General features: G+C 61.3%; 18 protein-coding genes. 5 read left to right on the top strand and 13 right to left on the bottom strand.

Annotated elements, in window-relative coordinates; all coding sequences use genetic code 11:
* Window positions 1–4 precede the first annotated feature (4 nt).
* The 4 genes from QO033_RS22990 to QO033_RS22975 all read right to left on the bottom strand — a co-directional run bounded on the left by QO033_RS22990 (window position 5) and on the right by QO033_RS22975 (window position 2,035).
* Complete coding sequence (locus QO033_RS22990; RefSeq protein ID WP_078572355.1) at window positions 5–475, bottom strand: DUF2271 domain-containing protein; 471 nt, start codon at window positions 473–475, stop codon at window positions 5–7.
* A gap of 38 nt (window positions 476–513) precedes the next feature.
* On the bottom strand, window positions 514–921 hold the full coding sequence (locus QO033_RS22985; protein ID WP_107817729.1) for a hypothetical protein: 408 nt from the start codon (window positions 919–921) through the stop codon (window positions 514–516).
* Between the two features lie 171 nt (window positions 922–1,092).
* A complete protein-coding gene (locus QO033_RS22980) occupies window positions 1,093–1,761 on the bottom strand; it encodes a cytochrome b/b6 domain-containing protein (protein WP_078572353.1) in 669 nt (222 codons plus the stop codon).
* Window positions 1,754–2,035 carry a PepSY domain-containing protein gene (locus tag QO033_RS22975; protein ID WP_078572352.1) on the bottom strand — a complete coding sequence of 94 codons (282 nt, stop codon included), beginning with the start codon at window positions 2,033–2,035 and terminating at the stop codon, window positions 1,754–1,756. The genes QO033_RS22980 and QO033_RS22975 overlap by 8 nt, the downstream gene beginning before the upstream one ends.
* Window positions 2,036–2,180: 145 nt before the next feature.
* Here QO033_RS22975 and QO033_RS22970 point away from each other — a divergent pair, with 145 nt between their 5' ends.
* The 3 genes from QO033_RS22970 (at window position 2,181) to QO033_RS22960 (ending at window position 4,614) form a co-directional block, all read left to right on the top strand.
* Window positions 2,181–2,840: a response regulator gene (locus QO033_RS22970; protein WP_078572351.1), complete on the top strand. Its 660-nt coding sequence runs from the start codon at window positions 2,181–2,183 to the stop codon at window positions 2,838–2,840.
* Window positions 2,837–4,204 (top strand): ATP-binding protein, encoded by a 1,368-nt coding sequence (locus tag QO033_RS22965; protein WP_284483193.1) that lies wholly within the window; start codon window positions 2,837–2,839, stop codon window positions 4,202–4,204. The genes QO033_RS22970 and QO033_RS22965 overlap by 4 nt, the downstream gene beginning before the upstream one ends.
* Before the next feature lie 281 nt (window positions 4,205–4,485).
* A complete protein-coding gene (locus QO033_RS22960) occupies window positions 4,486–4,614 on the top strand; it encodes a hypothetical protein (protein ID WP_274840669.1) in 129 nt (42 codons plus the stop codon).
* Between the two features lie 223 nt (window positions 4,615–4,837).
* Here QO033_RS22960 and scpB read toward each other — a convergent pair whose 3' ends face one another.
* A complete protein-coding gene (gene scpB, locus QO033_RS22955) occupies window positions 4,838–5,452 on the bottom strand; it encodes an SMC-Scp complex subunit ScpB (RefSeq protein ID WP_284483192.1) in 615 nt (204 codons plus the stop codon).
* Window positions 5,453–5,454: 2 nt separating this feature from the next.
* Window positions 5,455–6,339 carry a DUF1403 family protein gene (locus QO033_RS22950; RefSeq protein WP_284483191.1) on the bottom strand — a complete coding sequence of 295 codons (885 nt, stop codon included), beginning with the start codon at window positions 6,337–6,339 and terminating at the stop codon, window positions 5,455–5,457.
* Between the two features lie 125 nt (window positions 6,340–6,464).
* On the opposite strand from QO033_RS22950, the gene QO033_RS22945 reads away from it, so the two are divergent.
* On the top strand, window positions 6,465–7,562 hold the full coding sequence (locus QO033_RS22945) for a tyrosine-type recombinase/integrase (protein WP_284483190.1): 1,098 nt from the start codon (window positions 6,465–6,467) through the stop codon (window positions 7,560–7,562).
* Between the two features lie 12 nt (window positions 7,563–7,574).
* Here QO033_RS22945 and repC read toward each other — a convergent pair whose 3' ends face one another.
* From repC to QO033_RS22925, 4 genes are all read right to left on the bottom strand, one after another.
* Complete coding sequence (gene repC, locus QO033_RS22940; RefSeq protein WP_093455151.1) at window positions 7,575–8,858, bottom strand: plasmid replication protein RepC; 1,284 nt, start codon at window positions 8,856–8,858, stop codon at window positions 7,575–7,577.
* A 160-nt stretch (window positions 8,859–9,018) separates the two neighbouring features.
* Window positions 9,019–10,014 carry a plasmid partitioning protein RepB gene (repB, locus tag QO033_RS22935; protein WP_093455150.1) on the bottom strand — a complete coding sequence of 332 codons (996 nt, stop codon included), beginning with the start codon at window positions 10,012–10,014 and terminating at the stop codon, window positions 9,019–9,021.
* 103 nt (window positions 10,015–10,117) lie between these two features.
* Entirely contained in the window at window positions 10,118–11,329 is a 1,212-nt protein-coding gene (gene repA, locus QO033_RS22930) for a plasmid partitioning protein RepA (RefSeq protein ID WP_093455149.1), read from the bottom strand.
* A 496-nt stretch (window positions 11,330–11,825) separates the two neighbouring features.
* Window positions 11,826–12,164, bottom strand: a complete 339-nt coding sequence (locus QO033_RS22925) for a DUF736 domain-containing protein (protein ID WP_103911892.1) — start codon at window positions 12,162–12,164, stop codon at window positions 11,826–11,828.
* A 578-nt stretch (window positions 12,165–12,742) separates the two neighbouring features.
* Between QO033_RS22925 and QO033_RS22920 the strand changes: the two genes are divergently transcribed.
* Window positions 12,743–13,099: a hypothetical protein gene (locus tag QO033_RS22920; protein ID WP_093455092.1), complete on the top strand. Its 357-nt coding sequence runs from the start codon at window positions 12,743–12,745 to the stop codon at window positions 13,097–13,099.
* Between the two features lie 121 nt (window positions 13,100–13,220).
* Here the strand turns inward: QO033_RS22920 and QO033_RS22915 are convergent, their stop codons facing one another.
* From QO033_RS22915 to QO033_RS22905, 3 genes are all read right to left on the bottom strand, one after another.
* Window positions 13,221–14,132: a DUF2493 domain-containing protein gene (locus QO033_RS22915; RefSeq protein ID WP_093455093.1), complete on the bottom strand. Its 912-nt coding sequence runs from the start codon at window positions 14,130–14,132 to the stop codon at window positions 13,221–13,223.
* A 299-nt stretch (window positions 14,133–14,431) separates the two neighbouring features.
* Window positions 14,432–15,478: a DUF7146 domain-containing protein gene (locus QO033_RS22910; RefSeq protein WP_093455094.1), complete on the bottom strand. Its 1,047-nt coding sequence runs from the start codon at window positions 15,476–15,478 to the stop codon at window positions 14,432–14,434.
* The coding region (locus QO033_RS22905; RefSeq protein ID WP_284483189.1) for a strawberry notch family protein at window positions 15,475–18,251 on the bottom strand (2,777 nt) is incomplete at its 5' end. The genes QO033_RS22910 and QO033_RS22905, both read right to left, overlap by 4 nt.

The following is an 18,251-nucleotide window of genomic DNA, read 5'->3' as shown; positions in this document are numbered from 1 at the left end:
CTCCTCACATGTCGTAGGCGAAGCTGGCGACGTAGCGGCGCCCGGGCACAGAAGTCCCCGCACCGTCGGTCGTGAGTGGCACCGCCACCTCGTTCGGACTGTCGCGCATATCCTCGACGGCTGCGTCGATGTGAAGCGTGTACCCCGCATCGAACAGCGCATCGGCGAGGTCGAGAGTGATCTCCAGCGTGCGGCCCGCGCCAATGCTGGCGCCGGTGATGCCGTTCACTTGCGCGGTGTCGCCACCCGTGGCGCGGTACCAGTCGGTCAGATGCTCGTAGTATTTGGACTTGCCGCCAGCCATCCAGAGACTGCCGACATAGGCTCCAGAGGTATCTGTGACGTAGAGCGCAAGATAGGCGCCGTCGCCGCCGTAATTATTGAGCGTTGCGGTCAGTGTCACCGGCCGCGCCATGGCGAGGCTGGGGAGCGTTAGCGCGGTGGTGAGAGCGAGCGTTGCGAGAAGCGATTTCATCGGATGTATCCTTATTCGGAGAGGGGCTGCGGAGTGGTTCAGTTCACCTGAACCTGCGGCGGGGCACCGTTCCCGAAAAGGCCGTTCTTCGGCGGTGCGACGGTGCCCGCGGGCGCGGGATTGCGGGCGCCACCGCGACAGTCATCATCGTCATCGTCATCATCGTCATCGTCATCATCGTCATCGTCATCGTCGTCATCGTCATCGTCGTCGCAGTCGTCGTCATCATCGTCGCCATAGCGGCTCCGCGAGCCGTTACGGTAGCGGTCATCGTCATCGTCGTCGTCGCTTGCAAGAATGAGCGGCATCGCTTGCGCGCGCTCTTCGAAGAACGCAGTGAACGGCCGAAGGCCGCCGTCGGGCGCCTGCATCGCGCTCCAGGCAGGGACGCCGATCGCTGTCGTCAACGCGGTTGTGGCGGCGAGAAATGTCAGGGTCTTTTTCATGGCAGGGTCTCCTTTCGTCTGCTGAGGACAATCTGGAGAGCCGACCTGAGGGTTTCCTGACAGCGCGGCAGTTTCCGCTTCAGCTTGCTGTCAGGAAAGAAAAAGACCCCGCCGATCAGGGCGGGGCCAGGTTCGGCCGATGGGACGATCGACCTTGGGGGACTCCTCCGGTCAGGCGATGTCGCCCGGCTCGGGCGCACGTTTGGTACCGGTGACCATGGACCGCGCAAGGTTTTCGCGATGCCGGAACGAGGTCAGAACCACGCCGCCTATATGTACCGCGATCAGCAGAAGCATCAGGTTGGCAAGGGTTTCGTGCACCTCCCCCACTGCGCTTTCACCGCCTTCACCATATTCTGAGCGTTCGTCGCCATCCTCGTCGGCCCAGGCTGTCGCCACGATCTGCGGAACATCGGGCAGCATCGCCATGCGGGTCTCATCCTCCATCAGCCACCCCGTGAAAGCGGTTCCCGACAGGGCGATCAGCAGTGCTACGACCATCACAGCACCTGCGGGATTGTGGCCCAGATAGCGGCGCTCACGACCACCTACCATGTCGCTGAGATACCGGACTGTCGCCGACGGCCCTTTAAGAAACTGGGAAAAGCGGGCATAGCGGCTTCCGACAAATCCCCAGATCAGACGGAAGGCCACCAGCCCGGCAACGACGTATCCCGCCACCTCATGGACCGTCGAGAGCTCTTCGGCGCTCAGGTATGCCACCACGAAGGCCACCACGAGCCCCCAGTGGAAAATCCGCACCAGCGGGTCCCAGACGCGGACCGGACCATCGGCATCATGTCTTCCGGCCTCGCCTTCGGTCGCATAGGTTTCAGTCATCGTCGTCATCCTCGTACTCGAATTCAATGATTTGCAGATTCGACGGGTGCACCGTCACCTCGATCCGGCGGCCCTCGGCGTCGCGGCCGTCAATTTCATAGCAGCCGTCGTCGATCTTGATGCGCCGCACGGTCCAGCCGTTCTCTTCGGCCAGTCGAGTGACGGCATCGCGCGGTTGCCAATCGGCCATCGGTACAAAGCAATCATCGTCCGCCAGTGCGGAGCCGGCCGGGAACACCGCGAGAAAGCCGAGAATTGTCAATGTCTTCTTCATAGGCCAAACTCCTCATGGGGCGCGTCTCGTTGCAAGGTATGCGCCACGAAGCTGACAGCAGGCTGAAGAAGTTCATCCGCGCGCGTAAGCTTTGCGTCAGCCGTAGCCGCCAAAAGAAGGTTAGGGACAAAAGGAAAGAACAAATATGCGCATCCTGCTGATCGAGGACGACACGGTTCTGGGAGCCGCAGTGCGCGACCAGATTGCCGCCGATGGCCAATCGGTGGACTGGGTCACGCGCCTCGATACGGCCGGCGATGCGGTGAGGGTCACGTCCTATGACCTGATGCTCCTGGATCTGATGCTTCCGGATGGCCGGGGCATCGGGTTCCTCAAAGGCCTGCGCGCGCGGGGAGATGTGACCCCGGTCATCATCCTGACCGCGCTCGACCAGGTCTCGGATCGGATCGAAGGGCTGAACGTGGGCGCCGACGATTACCTCGTGAAGCCCTTCGACCTTGCCGAGCTGTCTGCCCGGATCGGCTCTGTCGCCCGGCGTTACAGCGGCAACCCGAATCCCATCCTCACCCATGGGTCATTGGACATCGACCTTGCTGCACGCAGTGTTCACCGCGACGGCAAGCCCGTTGCGCTGACGGCCCGCGAATGGGCGCTGTTCGACGCCTTCCTCGCCCGGCCCGGTCAGCTGCTGTCAAAGGCGCAACTGGAGGAGAGGCTCTACGCCTTTGACGCCGAGGTGGAGAGCAACACGATCGAGGTCCATGTCAGCCGCCTGCGCAAAAAGCTCGGGAGCGAGGTCATTGAGACCGAGCGCGGCATGGGCTACCGCCTGGGCAAACCATGAGGTGGCCCGCGAGCCTCATGGCGCGGCTGGCCCTGTCGGTCGGCCTTGTGCTGACGGTACTTTGGCTGCTCGCTGCGAGCGTCACCGGCGTGATTGTCCGGGGCGAGATGGACGAAGTCTTCGACAGTGCCCTGCGCGAGACCGCTGAGCGGATCCTGCCGCTGGCCGTGACCGACATTGTCGGACGGGAAGATGAGGGGGTAACGCAACGGCTCGCCCCGATCCGGGAACACGACGAGTTCTTTACGTATCTCGTCCGCGATGCCGAAGGGCGCGTCCTGCTGCAATCCCATGCGGCGGACCCCGCTGTGTTTCCGCCCTATGACGGGCCGGGGTTTCGGCAGACCGCCACCCATCGCCTCTACGGTGACGCAGCGCTTCAAGGGACGATCCGCATCACTGTGGCCGAACCGCTGGCACATCGTGCGTCGACCGCGCGTGAAATCCAGATGGGCCTTAGTCTGCCGCTGCTGATCGTCCTGCCGGTCGCCTTGACTGCGATCATCCTTGCTGTCCGTTTCAGCCTCGACCCGTTGCGCCGGTTCCGGGTGCGGCTGGAGTCGCGCGGCGCGCGCGACCTTTCAGAGGTTCCCGCTGACGATCTGCCAAGGGAGATCGGGCCACTGGCCGACACGCTGAACAGCCTGCTGGGCAGGTTGCGCGATGCGTTCGAGGCCGAGCGCAGCTTTGCTGCGAATGCCGCGCACGAGCTTCGAACGCCGCTCGCGGGTGCCATTGCGCAGGCGCAGCGGCTCCGCTCGGAGACGCGCGACCCGGCCATTGACGCCCGGGCGGCCGATATCGAGGCGTCCCTAAAGCGGCTGACGCGGCTTTCCGAACGGCTCATGCAACTTGCGCGGGCCGAAGGCGGGCGCCTTCGGATGGACCAAAGCGCGGATCTTCGCTCCGTCGTGCGGATTGTGGTGGACGATATCGGACGCGCGGGCACGCCGGGCCGCATCGTGCTGACACTGCCGGAAACGGCCGTCATGTCGGACATTGACCCCGACGCCTTCGCCATCCTCTGCCGGAATCTCCTGGAAAATGCCCTTCGCCATGGCGAGGAAAATGCTCCGGTTGACATGACGCTGACGGCGGAGGGGCGGCTTGTCGTCGCGAATGATGGTCCTGTTCTCTCCCGTGACACCCTTGACCGCCTCACCGCCCGTTTTGAGCGTGCAAGTGCAAGCACCGACGGCAGTGGGCTGGGCCTCGCCATCGTCGCCGCCATCGCGAACCGGATCGGTAGTCCGCTCAGCTTGGCATCTCCGCGTCCGGGCAGGTCTTCCGGTTTCGAGGCCTCCATCAAGCTACCGGCAGCCCCCGCCGGAGACCTCGCGCAAGGCATGATGCTAAGGGAGTGACAATTCGAGGAGCATCAGCACCTTCGCGCTTGCTGGCATGTTACCGCATAATCGCTCACCATCAGTACGATCGCCGAGCCATGCAGCAACGAGGCCGGTGCTTTGGCCACCCAAGCCCCAGAACCGCTTAATCAAAAGACTTTCCGCCGCCCACGCAACACAATGCCGATTTGCGCGATCGAAGCATCTACACAAACTGCCCTTCGACGTCCGTCGAAATACTGAATACTCGCTTAAATCGACACTATCCATCACGAGTTAGATGCAAAGATCGTTTTCGCATGACCGCTTCCACCGGCTTTCAGACGTCGGTTCAAATCGCCGCATTGGTCAATCCAGGCTCCGGTCAGCCTTGCGACCGCGCAGAAAAATTCGCGGTGCAACGCAATCTGAATGTCAGCTCTCAATGAAGCTGCCGCGTCGCATCGCGGTTGCAGCGAACTTCCGGAATCCGCCGACAACGACGAGGAGGGAATACCCTGTCGCCAATAGATGCATGAGGCTTCGTTTGGAAATCCTGAAACGATTATCACATTGTAATCGTGCGGCTTTCTTGGCCCGCGGATGAATCGGTGCACCGCAAATGAAACGATAAGCAGAACGGCGGACTTCACCCTCTGCATCGGCAGCTGGTTACCCGAAATCGACTTGTGGTGCTTCGTCGACAACCCCCGCATCCGCCAACTGCTCCCGATCCGGAAGATCGCGAAGGCTCTCTAACCCGAACGCCACGAGAAACTGCTCGGTCGTCACAAAGGTGTAGGGAGCCCCTCGCCGGGGCGACCTTGGCCCGGTCCCGATCAAGTCGCGCGCATGCAGCCGGCCGATCAGGTCGCGGCTGATCTCCTTGCCGAAGATGTCCTTGAGCCCGTCGCGCGTGATCGGCTGATGGTAGGCGATGGCGGCCAGAACTGCGACGTCGAATTCACTCAAGTCCAGTAATTGATTACCGACATCTGCCGCCGCGCGGATCGCAGGGGCGTAGGCAGGTAGGGTCCGGAAAATCCACCCGCCGGCGACCTGCGCGATTTCGAACGCCCTCCTCTCCAAATCGGCGCTGAGGTCCTCGACCAGCAGGTCAATCGACACCCCCTGCCCCACGACGCGCGCGAGGTCGTCGCGCGGCACCGGCGCGGCAGAGGCGAAGAGCACCGCCTCGATCCGGCGCATCCATTCGCGCCAGCGCAGCTCTGGCGGCAGGTCGGCCAGCTCGCGATCCAGTTCGGGGTCAGAGCGATCCTTCGCCATCGCTACACCCCGTAAAGCCGAAAGGTGTCGCGCCCGGTCAGCTCGCGCACCGCGCCGAGGTCGACCAGCCGGTCACAGAGCCGCCGCGCGGCGCGATCCGGCAAAGGCAAAGCCGAAGGTGCCATCGCATCACGGGTCAGGAACATCTCGACCGCTTCTCCTGCCCCCTTGGCCCGCAGCTTGGGTGCGACTGCCTTCAGATGCGCCGCCCGGCGCGCGAGATCTGCCGCGAGGCGCACTGCTTCGACCACCGAGGAGACAACAGCGCGATAACAAGCAAGGCGAAGGTCATCGCCCTGTTTGCGCAATTCGGCGCGTTTCAGGCCTGCGGCCAGCAGCGGCACGACATGATCCCAACCGAAGGTTTGGGCGAGGGCCGCGTCCGCGAAGATCAGCGCAGGCACTTCCGCACGCGGCGCCTCGCGCAGCACGGCCTCCAGCACCATCGCGGCAGGGCCGACCGGCACGCCCTGCCCCGTATCGAACCATGTAGCAATCTGGCCCGGCTCAACGTTCGGCAGGGCTCGGCCCAGAGCCTTGACCGACACCGGCTTTTCCACAGCGCGCTGCCAGGCCAGGTAGGTTTCCCCCGCCGGGCCGGGCAGATCGTCGGGGCGCAGAAGATGTACGGCGTCGCGCAACTCCCCTGCCCTCTCTGGGCGCCCAGAGAACGCGATACAAGCCTCGGCCGCGCGCAGCGCAAGCCTGTCTCGCAACAAGGTTTGGGGAACGTCCTCGCGGCTCAGCACTACATGCAGATGGCTCAGCGCGGCGCCCGACAGAAAGGCCACAGTTTCAAGGGTTTCCACACGCCCGGAGGTGACCCAAGCGGGCATTCGGGGTATCGTGTCGAGGTCGCTCATGTGATCGGGCCGGGCAAATGTCATGCCGGAAGCCTACATCGTCGCGGCGCTTTCCACCAGTAAATAGTACATAAACCGCCCCGCCTTGTCGTTCCTGTTTATGTCCAATAAGTTTGCATTATCGGACCTCAAAAGATATGCTCAGCGACATGTCAAAAATGAATGAGAAATCGATCTCAGACGCACCAATCGGGTCTTCCATCAACGAAGACGACGCGAGAGACCCGACATCCAGCGAGGCTCTGACCCTGCCCTCCCATGTGGCCGGCTCAGGTACGCTGGATCGACTGGCCGAGAACGCACGTGATTACGCCAAGGCCTCGACCGCCGAAAACACCAACAAGGCCTACGCCGCCGACTGGAAGCACTTTGCGCGTTGGTGCAGATTGAAAGGCGCGGAGCCCCTACCCCCGTCTCCAGAGATGATTGGTCTCTATCTGACGGACCTGGCCGCGCCGACCAATGGGTCCCCTGCCCTCTCGGTGAGCACCTTAGATCGCCGCCTTTCTGGGCTTGCCTGGAACTACGCGCAACGTGGGTTCGCGCTGGACCGCAAGGATCGCCACATCGCCACCGTCCTGGCCGGCATCAAGCGCAAACATGCGCGGCCACCGGTACAGAAAGAAGCGATCCTGCCGGAAGACATCCTCGCAATGGTGGCCACCCTGCCCTACGACCTGCGCGGCCTGCGTGACCGAGCCATCCTGCTCTTGGGATATGCTGGCGGGTTGCGCCGTTCTGAAATCATCAGCCTCGATGTCGGTAAAGACGATACGCATGATTCAGGCGGTTGGATCGAGATCCTCGGTGACGGTGCTGTGCTGACTCTGAATGCCAAAGCCGGTTGGCGCGAGGTGGAGATTGGCCGCGGTTCTTCGAACCAAACCTGCCCCGTTCATGCGCTGGAACAATGGCTGCATTTCGCGAAGATCGACTTCGGACCGGTCTTCGTCCGCACATCCCGCGACGGAAAGAAGGCCTTGGAAAAACGCCTCAACGACAAGCATGTCGCCCGCCTCATCAAATCCACCGTCCTGAAATCCGGCATTCGCGCCGAGCTGCCGGAAAAAGACCGCTTAGCGCTGTTTTCAGGCCATTCCTTGCGCGCCGGTCTCGCCAGCAGCGCGGAAGTCGACGAACGCTATGTCCAGAAGCAGCTCGGACACGCATCGGCCGAGATGACCCGCCGGTATCAACGCCGTCGCGACAGATTCCGGGTGAACCTGACCAAGGCCGCGGGGCTTTGATCCGCTGCCCCATTACGCCGCCTGCCCGCTGAGCCTACCGTAGAAGCTACGCTCGAGGTGCAACTCCCCTGCCCCGGCCTTCTGGACAATACCACGGAGATAGCCGCCCGGAGACGCGACTTCGCCGGCGCAATGCTTATCGAAGGTCAGAACCAGCGCGGCGGTTGCAATTTGAGGCCCAAGACGAACCTGCGCGAGGTTCCAGGCATGCTCCGAGACGCCAATCATTGGCCTCAACTGGCCAGCAACCCGGTGCAGATCGCCCCAATCTTTGAGATACCCGCCCATATTGCGCGCCCAGGACGCGAATTCGGGACAAGCCTGCATCACAGTCGGCAAATCAAGCGCTGCTCCACGTTTTTTGCGGGTCTCAGCAACCCACTCTTCCAACTCCCTATCAACCTGCTCTTCCGGTGGCGCATTTGGCACCACGCCCGCCGCTTGCTCAGTTTCTGAGCGATTACAGGTTACAGGATTTAGTTGGGTTGTAATTAGTATATGGGGGTCAGAAATGACCTCCCTGGGGTTCATTTTTTGAGTCTTTTCGAAGACTTGTGCCTTGGTTGCAGGCGTGTTTTCCACAGGTTGGACAGCCTCAGTTGCCTTAAGGTAAGCTGCCTCGACACGCTCCTGAAGCTCTTTGAACCAGGTCAAGAGCCGGACAAGCTGTTCGGAAGCTTCGTGGCGGCGCGGAAGCCGGTCCAAAAGCTCTTCGAAGAGCCCCGTGAACTGCGCCCAGGGCCCGCGCAGCGCGTTGCTGACGGCAGCCTCGATCCGCGCCCTGATCATCCGTCGTGCCACCGTGATCTGGCGCTTCAGGCGCTGACAGAGCTCACGTTCGGCCTGTAAATCGGCATGCAACTCCTCGAACTCCTCGACACGGGCCGACAGCGGCGACAGATCGAAGCCGTAGGCCTCGATAATGCGCCCATCGGCGTCCCTGCGCCCCCACCGCTTGCCGTTCGGGCTGTCCTGGAAGGAGATCACGCCGATCTCGGCCAGCCGTCGCGCATGGCGTTTGAGAGCCGAGAGCGAGAAGCCCGTCTGCTCCATCAGATAGGCGTTTGATGCCCAGACGATCGGGCGCTGCCCCTCCTCCCAGTCCTGGGCCTGAGTAAAGGCCCCGAGCGTGTCGAGGAGCATCATGTCTCCGGCCTTGAGGCCAATGTATGCACCGACCCGCTTTACGGCCACGAAGGCCCGCGTCTTGGGTACAGCTAACTGTTCACCGGCTTGGGCAAGCTGCTCTGCAATGCCAAGACCCGGTGTCGGCTTGCGCCAACCTGTATGTTTCATGCCTGTTTCTCACCTCCAGTTATGTGGAGGCAAAAGAAAGCCGTTCGCCGAAGTGGCGTTCTTGTTGACAGTGATTCGCGGGAGAGATATCTTCTAAGCGACCAAACTTTTCAGATTAGCTCTCAGGCCACGCTGCTTGGGGGCTTTTCTTTTGCCTAGATCATTGTTCTGACTGCTCCTCTTTCGTCGCGAGGAATTCACTGTACAGCTGATCAAGCCGGCCCGAGAGAAAATCCCCGAACTCGGTCGAGTCTTGCGCCGTGAGTGAAATGCTGAATGCCTTTCCGGATCGGCCGATGACGCCTTTGATGCGGCCTTTGCCGGCGGTCCAAGTACGTTTCTTGGGCGCGGCACGCGCTTTTCGGCTTTTCGGCGCCCTGCCCGCTTCTGCTAGCTTGCTGTGCAGGAACTCGAAGCGTGCATCGCTGTCGAGACCCTGAAAACCGTCGAACTCCAAAGCTCCTTTGAGGATCTTCTCATTCTTGGGCTCCGAGGCCAACTTCTTGAAATCCTCCCAACGATCGCGCCCGATCTGCTTGGCTGGGCCAATCTGTTCGATGACGTGCCGCGGGACGTTCTGCGCCACTGACAGCATGCGCGAAAGCAAAGTACCGTCAATGGTCAGGGCGGACTGGATCACGTCCTTTGCTTGCCCCATATCCAAAAGGCTCTTCGCAAATAGGGCCTTCTCAATAAATGAGAGATCTGCGCGCGCAGTGTTCTCCTGCCCTTGAGCAAGAATGTGGGCCACGTCGTCCATCGGCTTTACAACTGCGCGAACCTTACGGCCGAGCGCCGATGCAACTCGCACACGGCGATGCCCGAAGACGATCATGTAACGACCATCTGCTTCTGGATGCGGTCGAAGTAAAACCGGTGTGTCCTGGCGACCGGCCGCGATCGATGCTTTCAGTTCGTTGAAAGCAACATCGTCATCACTAAGCCGATCCGAAACGAATGACACATCGATCAATTGCGGATCAATCTCGACTATTGTTTCGCCTTCAAGGAGACGCTTCGAGTTCTCCGCAAGGCTATCAATCGAAACCTTCATCGACTTCGAAGCTCCGCGCATTGCGTATCCGGAGCGCCCGGAATCCTTGGGCTGCTCCGGCGAACCAGCCATGACGCTCTTCAGGAGGTCTTTGCGAGCCATCAAGTCATCTCCACTTCGTTAGAATCCAACCGGCGCGCAGTCTGCATTTCGACAGTTGCACGGCTGTCAAAATTGGCGCTCTGCACGGCTGTCAAAACCACAGTCATTCTCGCCCCCAAGCCTTGTGGATCAATTCGGCGATTTCGTCGTTGACGTCGTTCAGGGAGGTCACTGCACGGTCATAAGTGGTTCGAACGAACTGAGAGCGCTCAACTTCGTAAAGCGTCTGTTTGGTGATCCCAGCGTCGGAGATCGCCGTCGATTTCAGTACAGGAGCCGAAAGCATCTGGTTTGGAAACATCGCCTGGAGGAACCCGACCATCTGCTTTTGAGGACCATCTGTTGGCTCAAACCGCGTTACGAGGTAGCGGAACCACTTCAGGCGCATGTTTGCTCCGGCGTCACGGATCGTCTTCATGATCCCGCCCAGCATCAAAAGAAACTGGCTCATCGACATGACGTCCAGCATCTGAGGATGGACCGTCACAATTACCGAGGAAGAAGCCGTCAGAGCAGTGAGCGTGAGGTAGCCCAGCTGAGGAGGGCAATCGATTACGACCACGTCATAGCGGTCATCAACTTCACTGAGCGCCTTGGATATCCGAGTGAAGAAGGTGCGGCCCTCATGGGGATCGCTGCTCGTCAAAGCAACCGGCGTATCGTATTCGTACTCCTGAAGTTCGAGGCTTGCCGGAACGATGTCTAGGTTTGGGAAGTTTGTCGGCCGGATTACTTCAGAGATGGGCTTGCGCTCATCGTCATACCGGAGCGTCTCATAAAGCGAGGGCACGTTGTCGAGCTCAGGCTGGATACCGTGCAAAGCTGTTAGTGAGGCTTGAGGATCCAAGTCGATCGCAAGAACACGATGGCCCTTCAGCGCTAAATGCTGAGCGAGATGAGCTGCGGTAGTGGTCTTTCCGCTGCCCCCTTTGAAGTTTACGACAGAAACAACGTGCAGTTCTTCGCCAGGCTGTCGATAGGGGACATAACGGCGCCTTCCGGGACGGCCATGCTTGTCCAGATAGGCTCTCAATTCCAGCATTTGCTCAGCCGAGTAGCTGCGCCTGCCGGAAGACGACGTTTCGGGCTCGGGGCCTTTGCCCTCGAGGTGAAGCTTCTTGATCGTCGATTGGGTCACGCCGAGATAGTAGGCAACCTCTGCCAGAGAGAACTGACGTAGACCTTTCTGGGCGTCTGGAGGATACTGTTCCTGTCGCAACATGTTGAGACGGTCAGAAATCAGCTCTCCCTGCTGAAGGATGATCTCGTCGAAGGGTTGATCCTTCGTATCAGCCTCAAAAGACCGTTGTCGCATCTGACTGCCCTCTAAATATCGCTTTTTCAGCGATTTCGCTCATTAAAGTGTCATCTACACGGAAAAATGAGTCTTAACAATGATTTTCGCCCGGCGGCTCGACCCCACCCAATCTGCCAGCGGGCCTAGATGCCTCGACAAACTGTAGTGATCACGGATGGCTCCTACCCAATATCTTGGGATGACCTGTCGCAAGCTCTGACTTCCAGCCAATTAGCGCGTCACATGACCACGACCGCAACCTTATGTTATTATTTATTTTTCCTCCATTGCACGGCTGTCAAAATGCAAGAGGTACTAAGCCTTAAAGTGCGTGGGGGACGACGGAAAAGTCTTCTCCGAAACGGATTGCGTCATCATCTCCCTTATGCCCGATCAGCTTTCAGTTGCTTCCACCAAGCACACCAACCAGTGCGCGCCAACATGCAGGCAATGCATGTCAATGCGAAGGGACGCGGGGGGAAATCGGCTGGGTTGCCCCGGCCGATTCTTTGCGTCACGCGGCGTCTTTGGGGCCCCAGGGGATGACGGCCTGCAGGGACAGATCGTCCTGGTTCGCGGCCTTGCCGAGGTTGGCGTTGAAGCCGTGGTCGCGGATGGTCAGCGTGTAGTAGTCGGCGCCGGTCTCCTTGCTCTGCTTTTTCCAGATACCGCCGCACTCGACCAGCTTGCCGCGCGGGGAACGGCCGAGGACGCGGTGCGTGGGGGCCATCGGGTTCGCGCTCGCGACGGGTTCGACCGTGATGTCGAGGTCGAAGGTCAGGGTCGAGATGGAGCCGACGCCCTTGGCGGTTTCGATGTCGGCGCTGGTGAATTTGATGCAGTTCGTGGTCATTGCTCTTCTCCTTGTTTGCGTTGCAATGATGGTCACTTTGCAGCTGGCCAAGGCCCGGCCACACCGAAGGCGAAGCGTGAGCTGGAGAGGGGCAGGCGCCGGTCTTTTTGCTGCGCGAGGAAAGACCCGCAGGGTCAGGGGAAAAAGATCGGCGACAACCTTTGTGGACGGGACGACAGCTGCGACCAGCATGTCATGCAACTCAGACATTGGGAGAAGTGCGGTGGCCGCGAAGGAAGGTGGGTGAACTGCCGACAACTAAGAACGCCGAAACGATCCTTTCACAGTCACACCTGATCTTTCGATACATACCACGACCCGTCGCAACGCAACACCGGCCCGTCTTGAGGTCCTCGGTCGAGTTACCAATGGCCTAGAGCAGAAAGTGATCTCACAGGCTGGAGAAGTTGAAATGCCCAGGCGAGGACGCGCACATCTTTTCCCGACAGCTTCAATCCCGGCCGCGTTGCGAACTTCGAAGATGTCCCGTATGGCAGCGCAAAACTGAGCAAACGACGTGTGCGACTCGGAAGATCAGGCAAACGCCCGAGCCCGCTCCAATCCCGACACGTGTCGGGATGAGTGAAGAGGATAAGCAGTTGGACGGCGCAACACAGAATGTGGTCACCGAGGATGGCCTGCGCGATCTGCTCTCAGATGGCTACCTCATCGAGGTGATCTGCAACCAGACTGCCGAGAAGCGCCATAACAGTTGGTATGGCGCGTGGATCGTGCACGCGGTGACGAAGGACGGCCAGGACGCGAAGATGCTTGTCACGAGCCGCAGCGTCTTCAAATTGCGCGAGTTCAAGACGATCGTCGGATTGGTCAGTTTCCTGGCCGAAATGGGGCGCCTTTCGGCGAACATCCCGCTGATCCCGGGACGACGTGAGCGTCACGAGGCTTTTGGAAGTCCCGCGACAGCGACAAACTAGAAATACTCATCCACACACTCAGCAGTCTGACAGACCAAATCCTGCAATACTGCGCACCTCCGCGAACTCAAAGTGCGAACCGCACTGGGCGCTCTGACTGATGTCATTGTAGAACCGGGGCCTAAGCCCCGATCCTCTTGATGCGGATCCCGAGCTTGCGGGCCTTGTCGACGATGTTCTCTGTGATACCCGAACCTGGGGTGGCGATCAGCCCTTGGGGCATGGTCTCCAGCATCTTGTCATTGCGCTTGAAGGGGGCGGCCTTCCCGTGGCTCTTCCAGTCGGGCCTGAAGACCACCTGGGTGACACCTCGGGTATCTGCCCAGCGGGCCGCGATCATCTCGGCGCCTTTGGGCGTGCCACCGTGCAAGAGCACCATGTCGGGGTATTTCGCAAGGGTGGCATCGAGGACGGACCAGATCAGGTCGTAGGCCTGATAGTCGCCGCCCGAAAAAGCGATCCGTGTGCCTTCGGGGCAGTGCACCTCGGTCTCCTTGCGGCGCTTGGCCGAGAGATAGGCCCGACTGTCCACCACGGCGGAGATCAGACCCCGATGCGAGACCTTGGATCCGGTGCGGGGCAGCCAGGGCGAACCGGTGGCGGCCGAGAAATGGTCCACGGCCAGATCGCGCATCTGCTCGAAAGCGTCGCGATGGTCCCAGAGCTTCAGCCCGATCATCTGGAGGCGTTCCAGCTCGACCGAGGCGACCTCAGAGCCGTCCTGGATCGCGAGGCTTTCCCGGACCTCGAATTCGTTGTCGTCGAGAAGCTTCTGGATATGGGTCAGCCGGCGATGGAAGATCGAGGTGAGGGACCAGAGCATCTCTTCAATATTGTCCTCCAACTGGCTGCCGGTGAGGAGGCCGATGGTGGTCTCAAAGAGGGTCGCCATGGCGAGTTCGACCTCGTCGGGTTGGGGCAGGGGGCGATGATCGGTCTCGCCGGGTCCCGGTGTTGCGCCGTGAAGTGCGAGGTGGTCGAGGATGGCGGAGGTCACGCCGGTCTCCTCTTGGATGTCTGTCTGATGGGGCATTGTCTGGTTCCTCTGTTTGATCTGACCCGATTTGGATGGGGCGATGTCAGGACCGGCGGCGACCGGGCCGCATCCGTCAGGATCGGAGCGAAGCGGAGAATGTGACCCGGACCGGAAAATTGGTCCCGCGAGGAATGCCCTGAAAGGGGAGGGGAATTTTCCGGGTAGCGGGCGCATTGCTGCCCGGGCGAGGGGCACTCAGCCCCGACCCGCTGGTCCATCGCTCCCCTTGTCCAAACGGGATCAGATCGAACCGGCGGAACCTTTGCCCTGTCGGACATCAATGGGTAGGCAGGCGGTCATCCGCCCCCAATCTCCAGACCTTGCGCTTTCATGGCCTCTAAAAGGGACCGGCGCAGCGCATCCTTGCCAAGTGCCCGCAGATCGTCGTTGAAATCGCCCATTGCCGGCACGAGATCACCACAGGCAATTCCTCGCGATTCCAGTTGGTTACGCAATCTCTTTGATGCATTGCGTCCTGCTTCATCATTGTCCCGCGCGATCCAGATACGCTTGATCCCCGGCGGCGGGATGAAGAGGCCGAGATGGGTGGCGGTGAGACAAGACGCGAGGTCGAACTCAAGCAGAGCCGTGCCAACCGAAAGGGTGTTCTCGAGACCTTCGCCGACGATGAGATCAGTGCGCCCGGTGCCAGACCAGAAGCGGATGGCATGGCCATGAAGCTGCCCAAGGATCCGCTTCGGGTTCTCGATCGCGGCCAGACCGCCGGTGGAGGGGTCGAGATAGGTGCGCGCGCAGCCAGTGATCTGGCCCCGATTGTCCGTGATCTTCGCCAGCAGGGCAGGGGCTCTGTGCGGCGGATCAGGCCCGTCCTCGCCGTGGCGCAGGAAGACCTGCGGGTGATAGCGGAGCGCTGGACCGAAGCGCGAGATCCCGCGCCCCTGCAAATAGGTGGCCGCCAGAGTGCCGAGGACCGGCTTGCCTGCGGCAAAGAGCTTCCGCGCCCGCGCGATGCGTTTGCTGGAGGCTGCATCCGGGCGCTCAGCCTTTCGGGTTTCACGAGGTACGGCAGCGCAGGGGGCCTCGCCGAGAAAGGACTGCGCCTCCCTCAGCGTTTCCTTGAGCGTGACCGAACCAAGCCGTTCCTGCAGCAGGTCTATCAGATCGCCATATTGCCCCGTCGCAAAGTCGGCCCAGGATCCGGCCTTGCGCCCACCTTGAGCTTGCAGCCGGATGGCGAGGCTTTGACCTTTGGCCCCCGAGGTATCGCCAACCTGCCAATAGTTGCCCTGCTTGCGCCCCTCGGGGAAATACTGGCGGCAGAAGCTCTCGGCCCGATCTGCCAGATCGGCCGAGAGGTCTGCGATGCTGCGCCGCGCGTTCATGCGGCGGCATTCGCAGCGTTTGCGCCAACCGGATGCTCGCCGAGCACGCGCGCCAGCACGTCAATGCCGTCCACCGGGATGAACACCCGCGTCTTCCACTGGATCACCTCGGTGAAGCAGCCCAAAGCCTTCAAACCGGGCAGGGCCGCACCGGACGCGCCGATCAGCTCACATCTCGGCTGCCCCATCACGAGCGACCGGCGCAACTGGTAACCGCCGAGCAAGCTGAGGGTCGTCTTTGCGTCCATCACCGCGCCGAACACCTCCTGCGGTGCCATCTCGATCTGACAATCGAGACCGAGGCGCGCGTAGACATTGAGAAGCTGATCCTGGCTGACCAGACGGCCGATGGCGCGTTCCCCATCCTCGGTCTGCAGGCGATAGATGCGCATGTTGTCAGCGGGCAGCCGATCCCAGATCGGCAGGAGCAGCCCGCAGATCAGCGTGATCTTCGAGGTGGTGAACTCCGGCACGGCGGCGACTTCGGTCTGCCAGAGATGTTCGAACATCGAGTCATCAATCTCCTCCCAATGCGAGGTCGAAAATTCGCTGGCCGCGAGGATCTCGGTTCCCATGGGCCGCAGCAGTTTCACCCGCAGGATCGGCACACCGTCTTCGTCCATGAAGGCGGGCGCCTTCACCATCAGCGCCGCGCGTTTGGAGGTCGTGTTCCAGCAGAGCGTCGCGCCCTCTGTGTTTGCGCAGATCGATTTGACCCGGGGCAGGGCGAGAGGATCGTTGCGGTCTGTGCGCTCCACGGTCAGCGCAGTGGCCGTCGCCCCCGTCGCCTCATGCTCGAAGATGACCTTGCGATCGACGATCTCGAACTTCTCCGCGCGCAGGGTCTCGAGGCCGACATCCAGCGTGCCCGCCTGCCGCGCGTCTTCGATGATCGCCGAGAGGAACCCGCCGAAGGCCTCGAAAATTGCGTCTTGCACGTCAATCCTCAGAGCAAGGCAGCGGTTCAGGAACTGCTGGATCGGCGGCAGGGTTTCCTTCATCGTGCCGTCCGCGTCATCGAGCGTCAGCCCGGTCATCTCCTGGAATTTGGCGTAGGAGCAGGCGTCAATCTTGCCCGCGCGCAGCTTGTAGAAGAACTGGCGCCGCGCCGCGCGTGCGTAAGGGCTTTCGAGGTTGTCCTCGGCGCGAAACATGTTCTGACCGCCGGTCTCGCGTTGCCCCTTGGTGATCGCCCCGAGCGTGTCGAGGCGGCGCGCGATGGTGGAGAGGAACCGCTTCTCGCCTTTCACATTGGTGGCCACCGGCCGGAACAGCGGCGGCTGCACCTGATTGGTGCGATTGGTGCGCCCGAGCCCCTGGATGGCATTGTCGGCCTTCCAACCGGGCTCGAGCAGGTAATGCACCCGGAGGCGCTGGTTCTTTGCCCCAAGGTCGGCGTGATAGCTGCGCCCGGTGCCACCTGCATCTGAGAAGATCAGGATGCGTTTGGCGTCATCCATAAAGGCCTGAGTCTCGCCGAGGTTGGAGGAGGCGGGGCGGTTCTCGACCTTGAGCCGCCCTTCGCGCGTTTTCACGATGCGCCGCTTGCGCCCCGTGACCTCGGCCACCGCATCGCCGCCAAAATGCCAGAGGATCTGGTCGAGCGCGCCCTGCACCGGGGCGAGGGCACCCAAGTGCTCGATCAGATCGTCCCGCCGCCGCTCCGCTTCGCGGCAGATGATGGGATTGCCGTCAGCATCGAGGGCGGGGCGCGACCGCAGATCGCCGTTCTCGTCGGTGTAGGGCTCGAAAAGCTGCGTCGGGAAGCTGTGCATCAGGTAGTCCATGATGTTTTCACGCGGTGTAAAATCGACCTGCAGATCGTCCCAGTCCGAGGCCGGAATCTCCTCGAGACGGCGTTCCATCACCGCTTCGCTGGTCGAGACGACCTGAATCACTGCAGAATGCCCCGCCGCCAGATCCGCCTCGATCGCGCGGATAAGCGAGGGGCATTTCATGGCGGTGATGAGATGGTTGAAGAAGCGCTGTTTGTTGCTCTCGAAGGCCGAACGCGCGGCGGATTTTGCCTGGGCGTTCAGCGTGCCGGTCTCGGAGGAGATGCCAGACGCCTGAAGCGCGGCCTCAAGATTGGTGTGGATGATCTGGTAGGCATCGGCATAGCTGTCGTAGATCGCGATCTGAGGGGGCGTCAGGTCGTGCACCAGCATCTCGTATTCGACCCCGGCGTAGGAGAGCGAGCGTGCCAGATATAGCCCGAGCGCCTTCAGGTCGCGCGAGATCATCTCCATGGCGGCAATACCCCCGGCCTCCATCGCGGCGACAAACTCTGCACGTGTCACGAAGGGGAAATCGCCAGTGCCCCAGAGCCCGAGGCGGGAGGCATAGGCGAGATTGCCGACGACCGTGGCCCCGGTGGCCGAGACATAGAGGACGCGTGCATCAGGCACAGCGTTTTGCAGTGCGAGGCCAGCGAGGCCCTGCTGTGAGGCCTTCTTGTCGCCGCGGTCGGACTTTTCGCCAGCAGCATTGGCCATGGCGTGGCTTTCATCAAAAGCGATGACCCCGTCGAACCCTGCGCCGAGCCAGGACGTCACCTGGTCGAGACGGGAGGCTTTGCCTTCCCGCTCGGCGGAGCGCAGCGTGGCGTAGGTGACGAAGAGGATGCCTTCGGGCAGGCGGATGTCGCTCCCTTGGCGGAATTTCGAGAGCGGCACGATATCGCTTTCACGCCCCCCGAGGGCCATCCAGTCGCGCCGCGCATCTTCGATGAGCTTGTCGCTCTTCGAGACCCAAACGGCCCGGCGGCGCCCTT

The sequence above is a fragment of the Pseudodonghicola flavimaris genome (assembly GCF_030164425.1).
GTDB classification, from domain to species: Bacteria; Pseudomonadota; Alphaproteobacteria; order Rhodobacterales; family Rhodobacteraceae; genus Pseudodonghicola; species Pseudodonghicola flavimaris.
The sequence above is the reverse complement of the archived record's forward strand: the minus strand, read 5'-3'. Positions and strand labels throughout refer to the sequence as shown.

Coding starts and splice junctions, on each gene's coding strand:
- QO033_RS22990 (WP_078572355.1), bottom strand. CDS start 475: ATGAAATCGCTTCTCGCAACGCTCGCTCTCACCACCGCGCTAACGCTC.
- scpB (WP_284483192.1), bottom strand. CDS start 5,452: ATGGCGAAGGATCGCTCTGACCCCGAACTGGATCGCGAGCTGGCCGAC.
- QO033_RS22915 (WP_093455093.1), bottom strand. CDS start 14,132: ATGCCCCATCAGACAGACATCCAAGAGGAGACCGGCGTGACCTCCGCC.
- QO033_RS22945 (WP_284483190.1), top strand. CDS start 6,465: ATGTCAAAAATGAATGAGAAATCGATCTCAGACGCACCAATCGGGTCT.
- QO033_RS22975 (WP_078572352.1), bottom strand. CDS start 2,035: ATGAAGAAGACATTGACAATTCTCGGCTTTCTCGCGGTGTTCCCGGCC.
- QO033_RS22910 (WP_093455094.1), bottom strand. CDS start 15,478: ATGAACGCGCGGCGCAGCATCGCAGACCTCTCGGCCGATCTGGCAGAT.
- repC (WP_093455151.1), bottom strand. CDS start 8,858: ATGAAACATACAGGTTGGCGCAAGCCGACACCGGGTCTTGGCATTGCA.
- QO033_RS22920 (WP_093455092.1), top strand. CDS start 12,743: ATGAGTGAAGAGGATAAGCAGTTGGACGGCGCAACACAGAATGTGGTC.
- repB (WP_093455150.1), bottom strand. CDS start 10,014: ATGGCTCGCAAAGACCTCCTGAAGAGCGTCATGGCTGGTTCGCCGGAG.
- QO033_RS22925 (WP_103911892.1), bottom strand. CDS start 12,164: ATGACCACGAACTGCATCAAATTCACCAGCGCCGACATCGAAACCGCC.
- QO033_RS22980 (WP_078572353.1), bottom strand. CDS start 1,761: ATGACTGAAACCTATGCGACCGAAGGCGAGGCCGGAAGACATGATGCC.
- QO033_RS22965 (WP_284483193.1), top strand. CDS start 2,837: ATGAGGTGGCCCGCGAGCCTCATGGCGCGGCTGGCCCTGTCGGTCGGC.
- repA (WP_093455149.1), bottom strand. CDS start 11,329: ATGCGACAACGGTCTTTTGAGGCTGATACGAAGGATCAACCCTTCGAC.
- QO033_RS22970 (WP_078572351.1), top strand. CDS start 2,181: ATGCGCATCCTGCTGATCGAGGACGACACGGTTCTGGGAGCCGCAGTG.
- QO033_RS22985 (WP_107817729.1), bottom strand. CDS start 921: ATGAAAAAGACCCTGACATTTCTCGCCGCCACAACCGCGTTGACGACA.
- QO033_RS22960 (WP_274840669.1), top strand. CDS start 4,486: ATGACCGCTTCCACCGGCTTTCAGACGTCGGTTCAAATCGCCGCATTG.
- QO033_RS22950 (WP_284483191.1), bottom strand. CDS start 6,339: ATGACATTTGCCCGGCCCGATCACATGAGCGACCTCGACACGATACCC.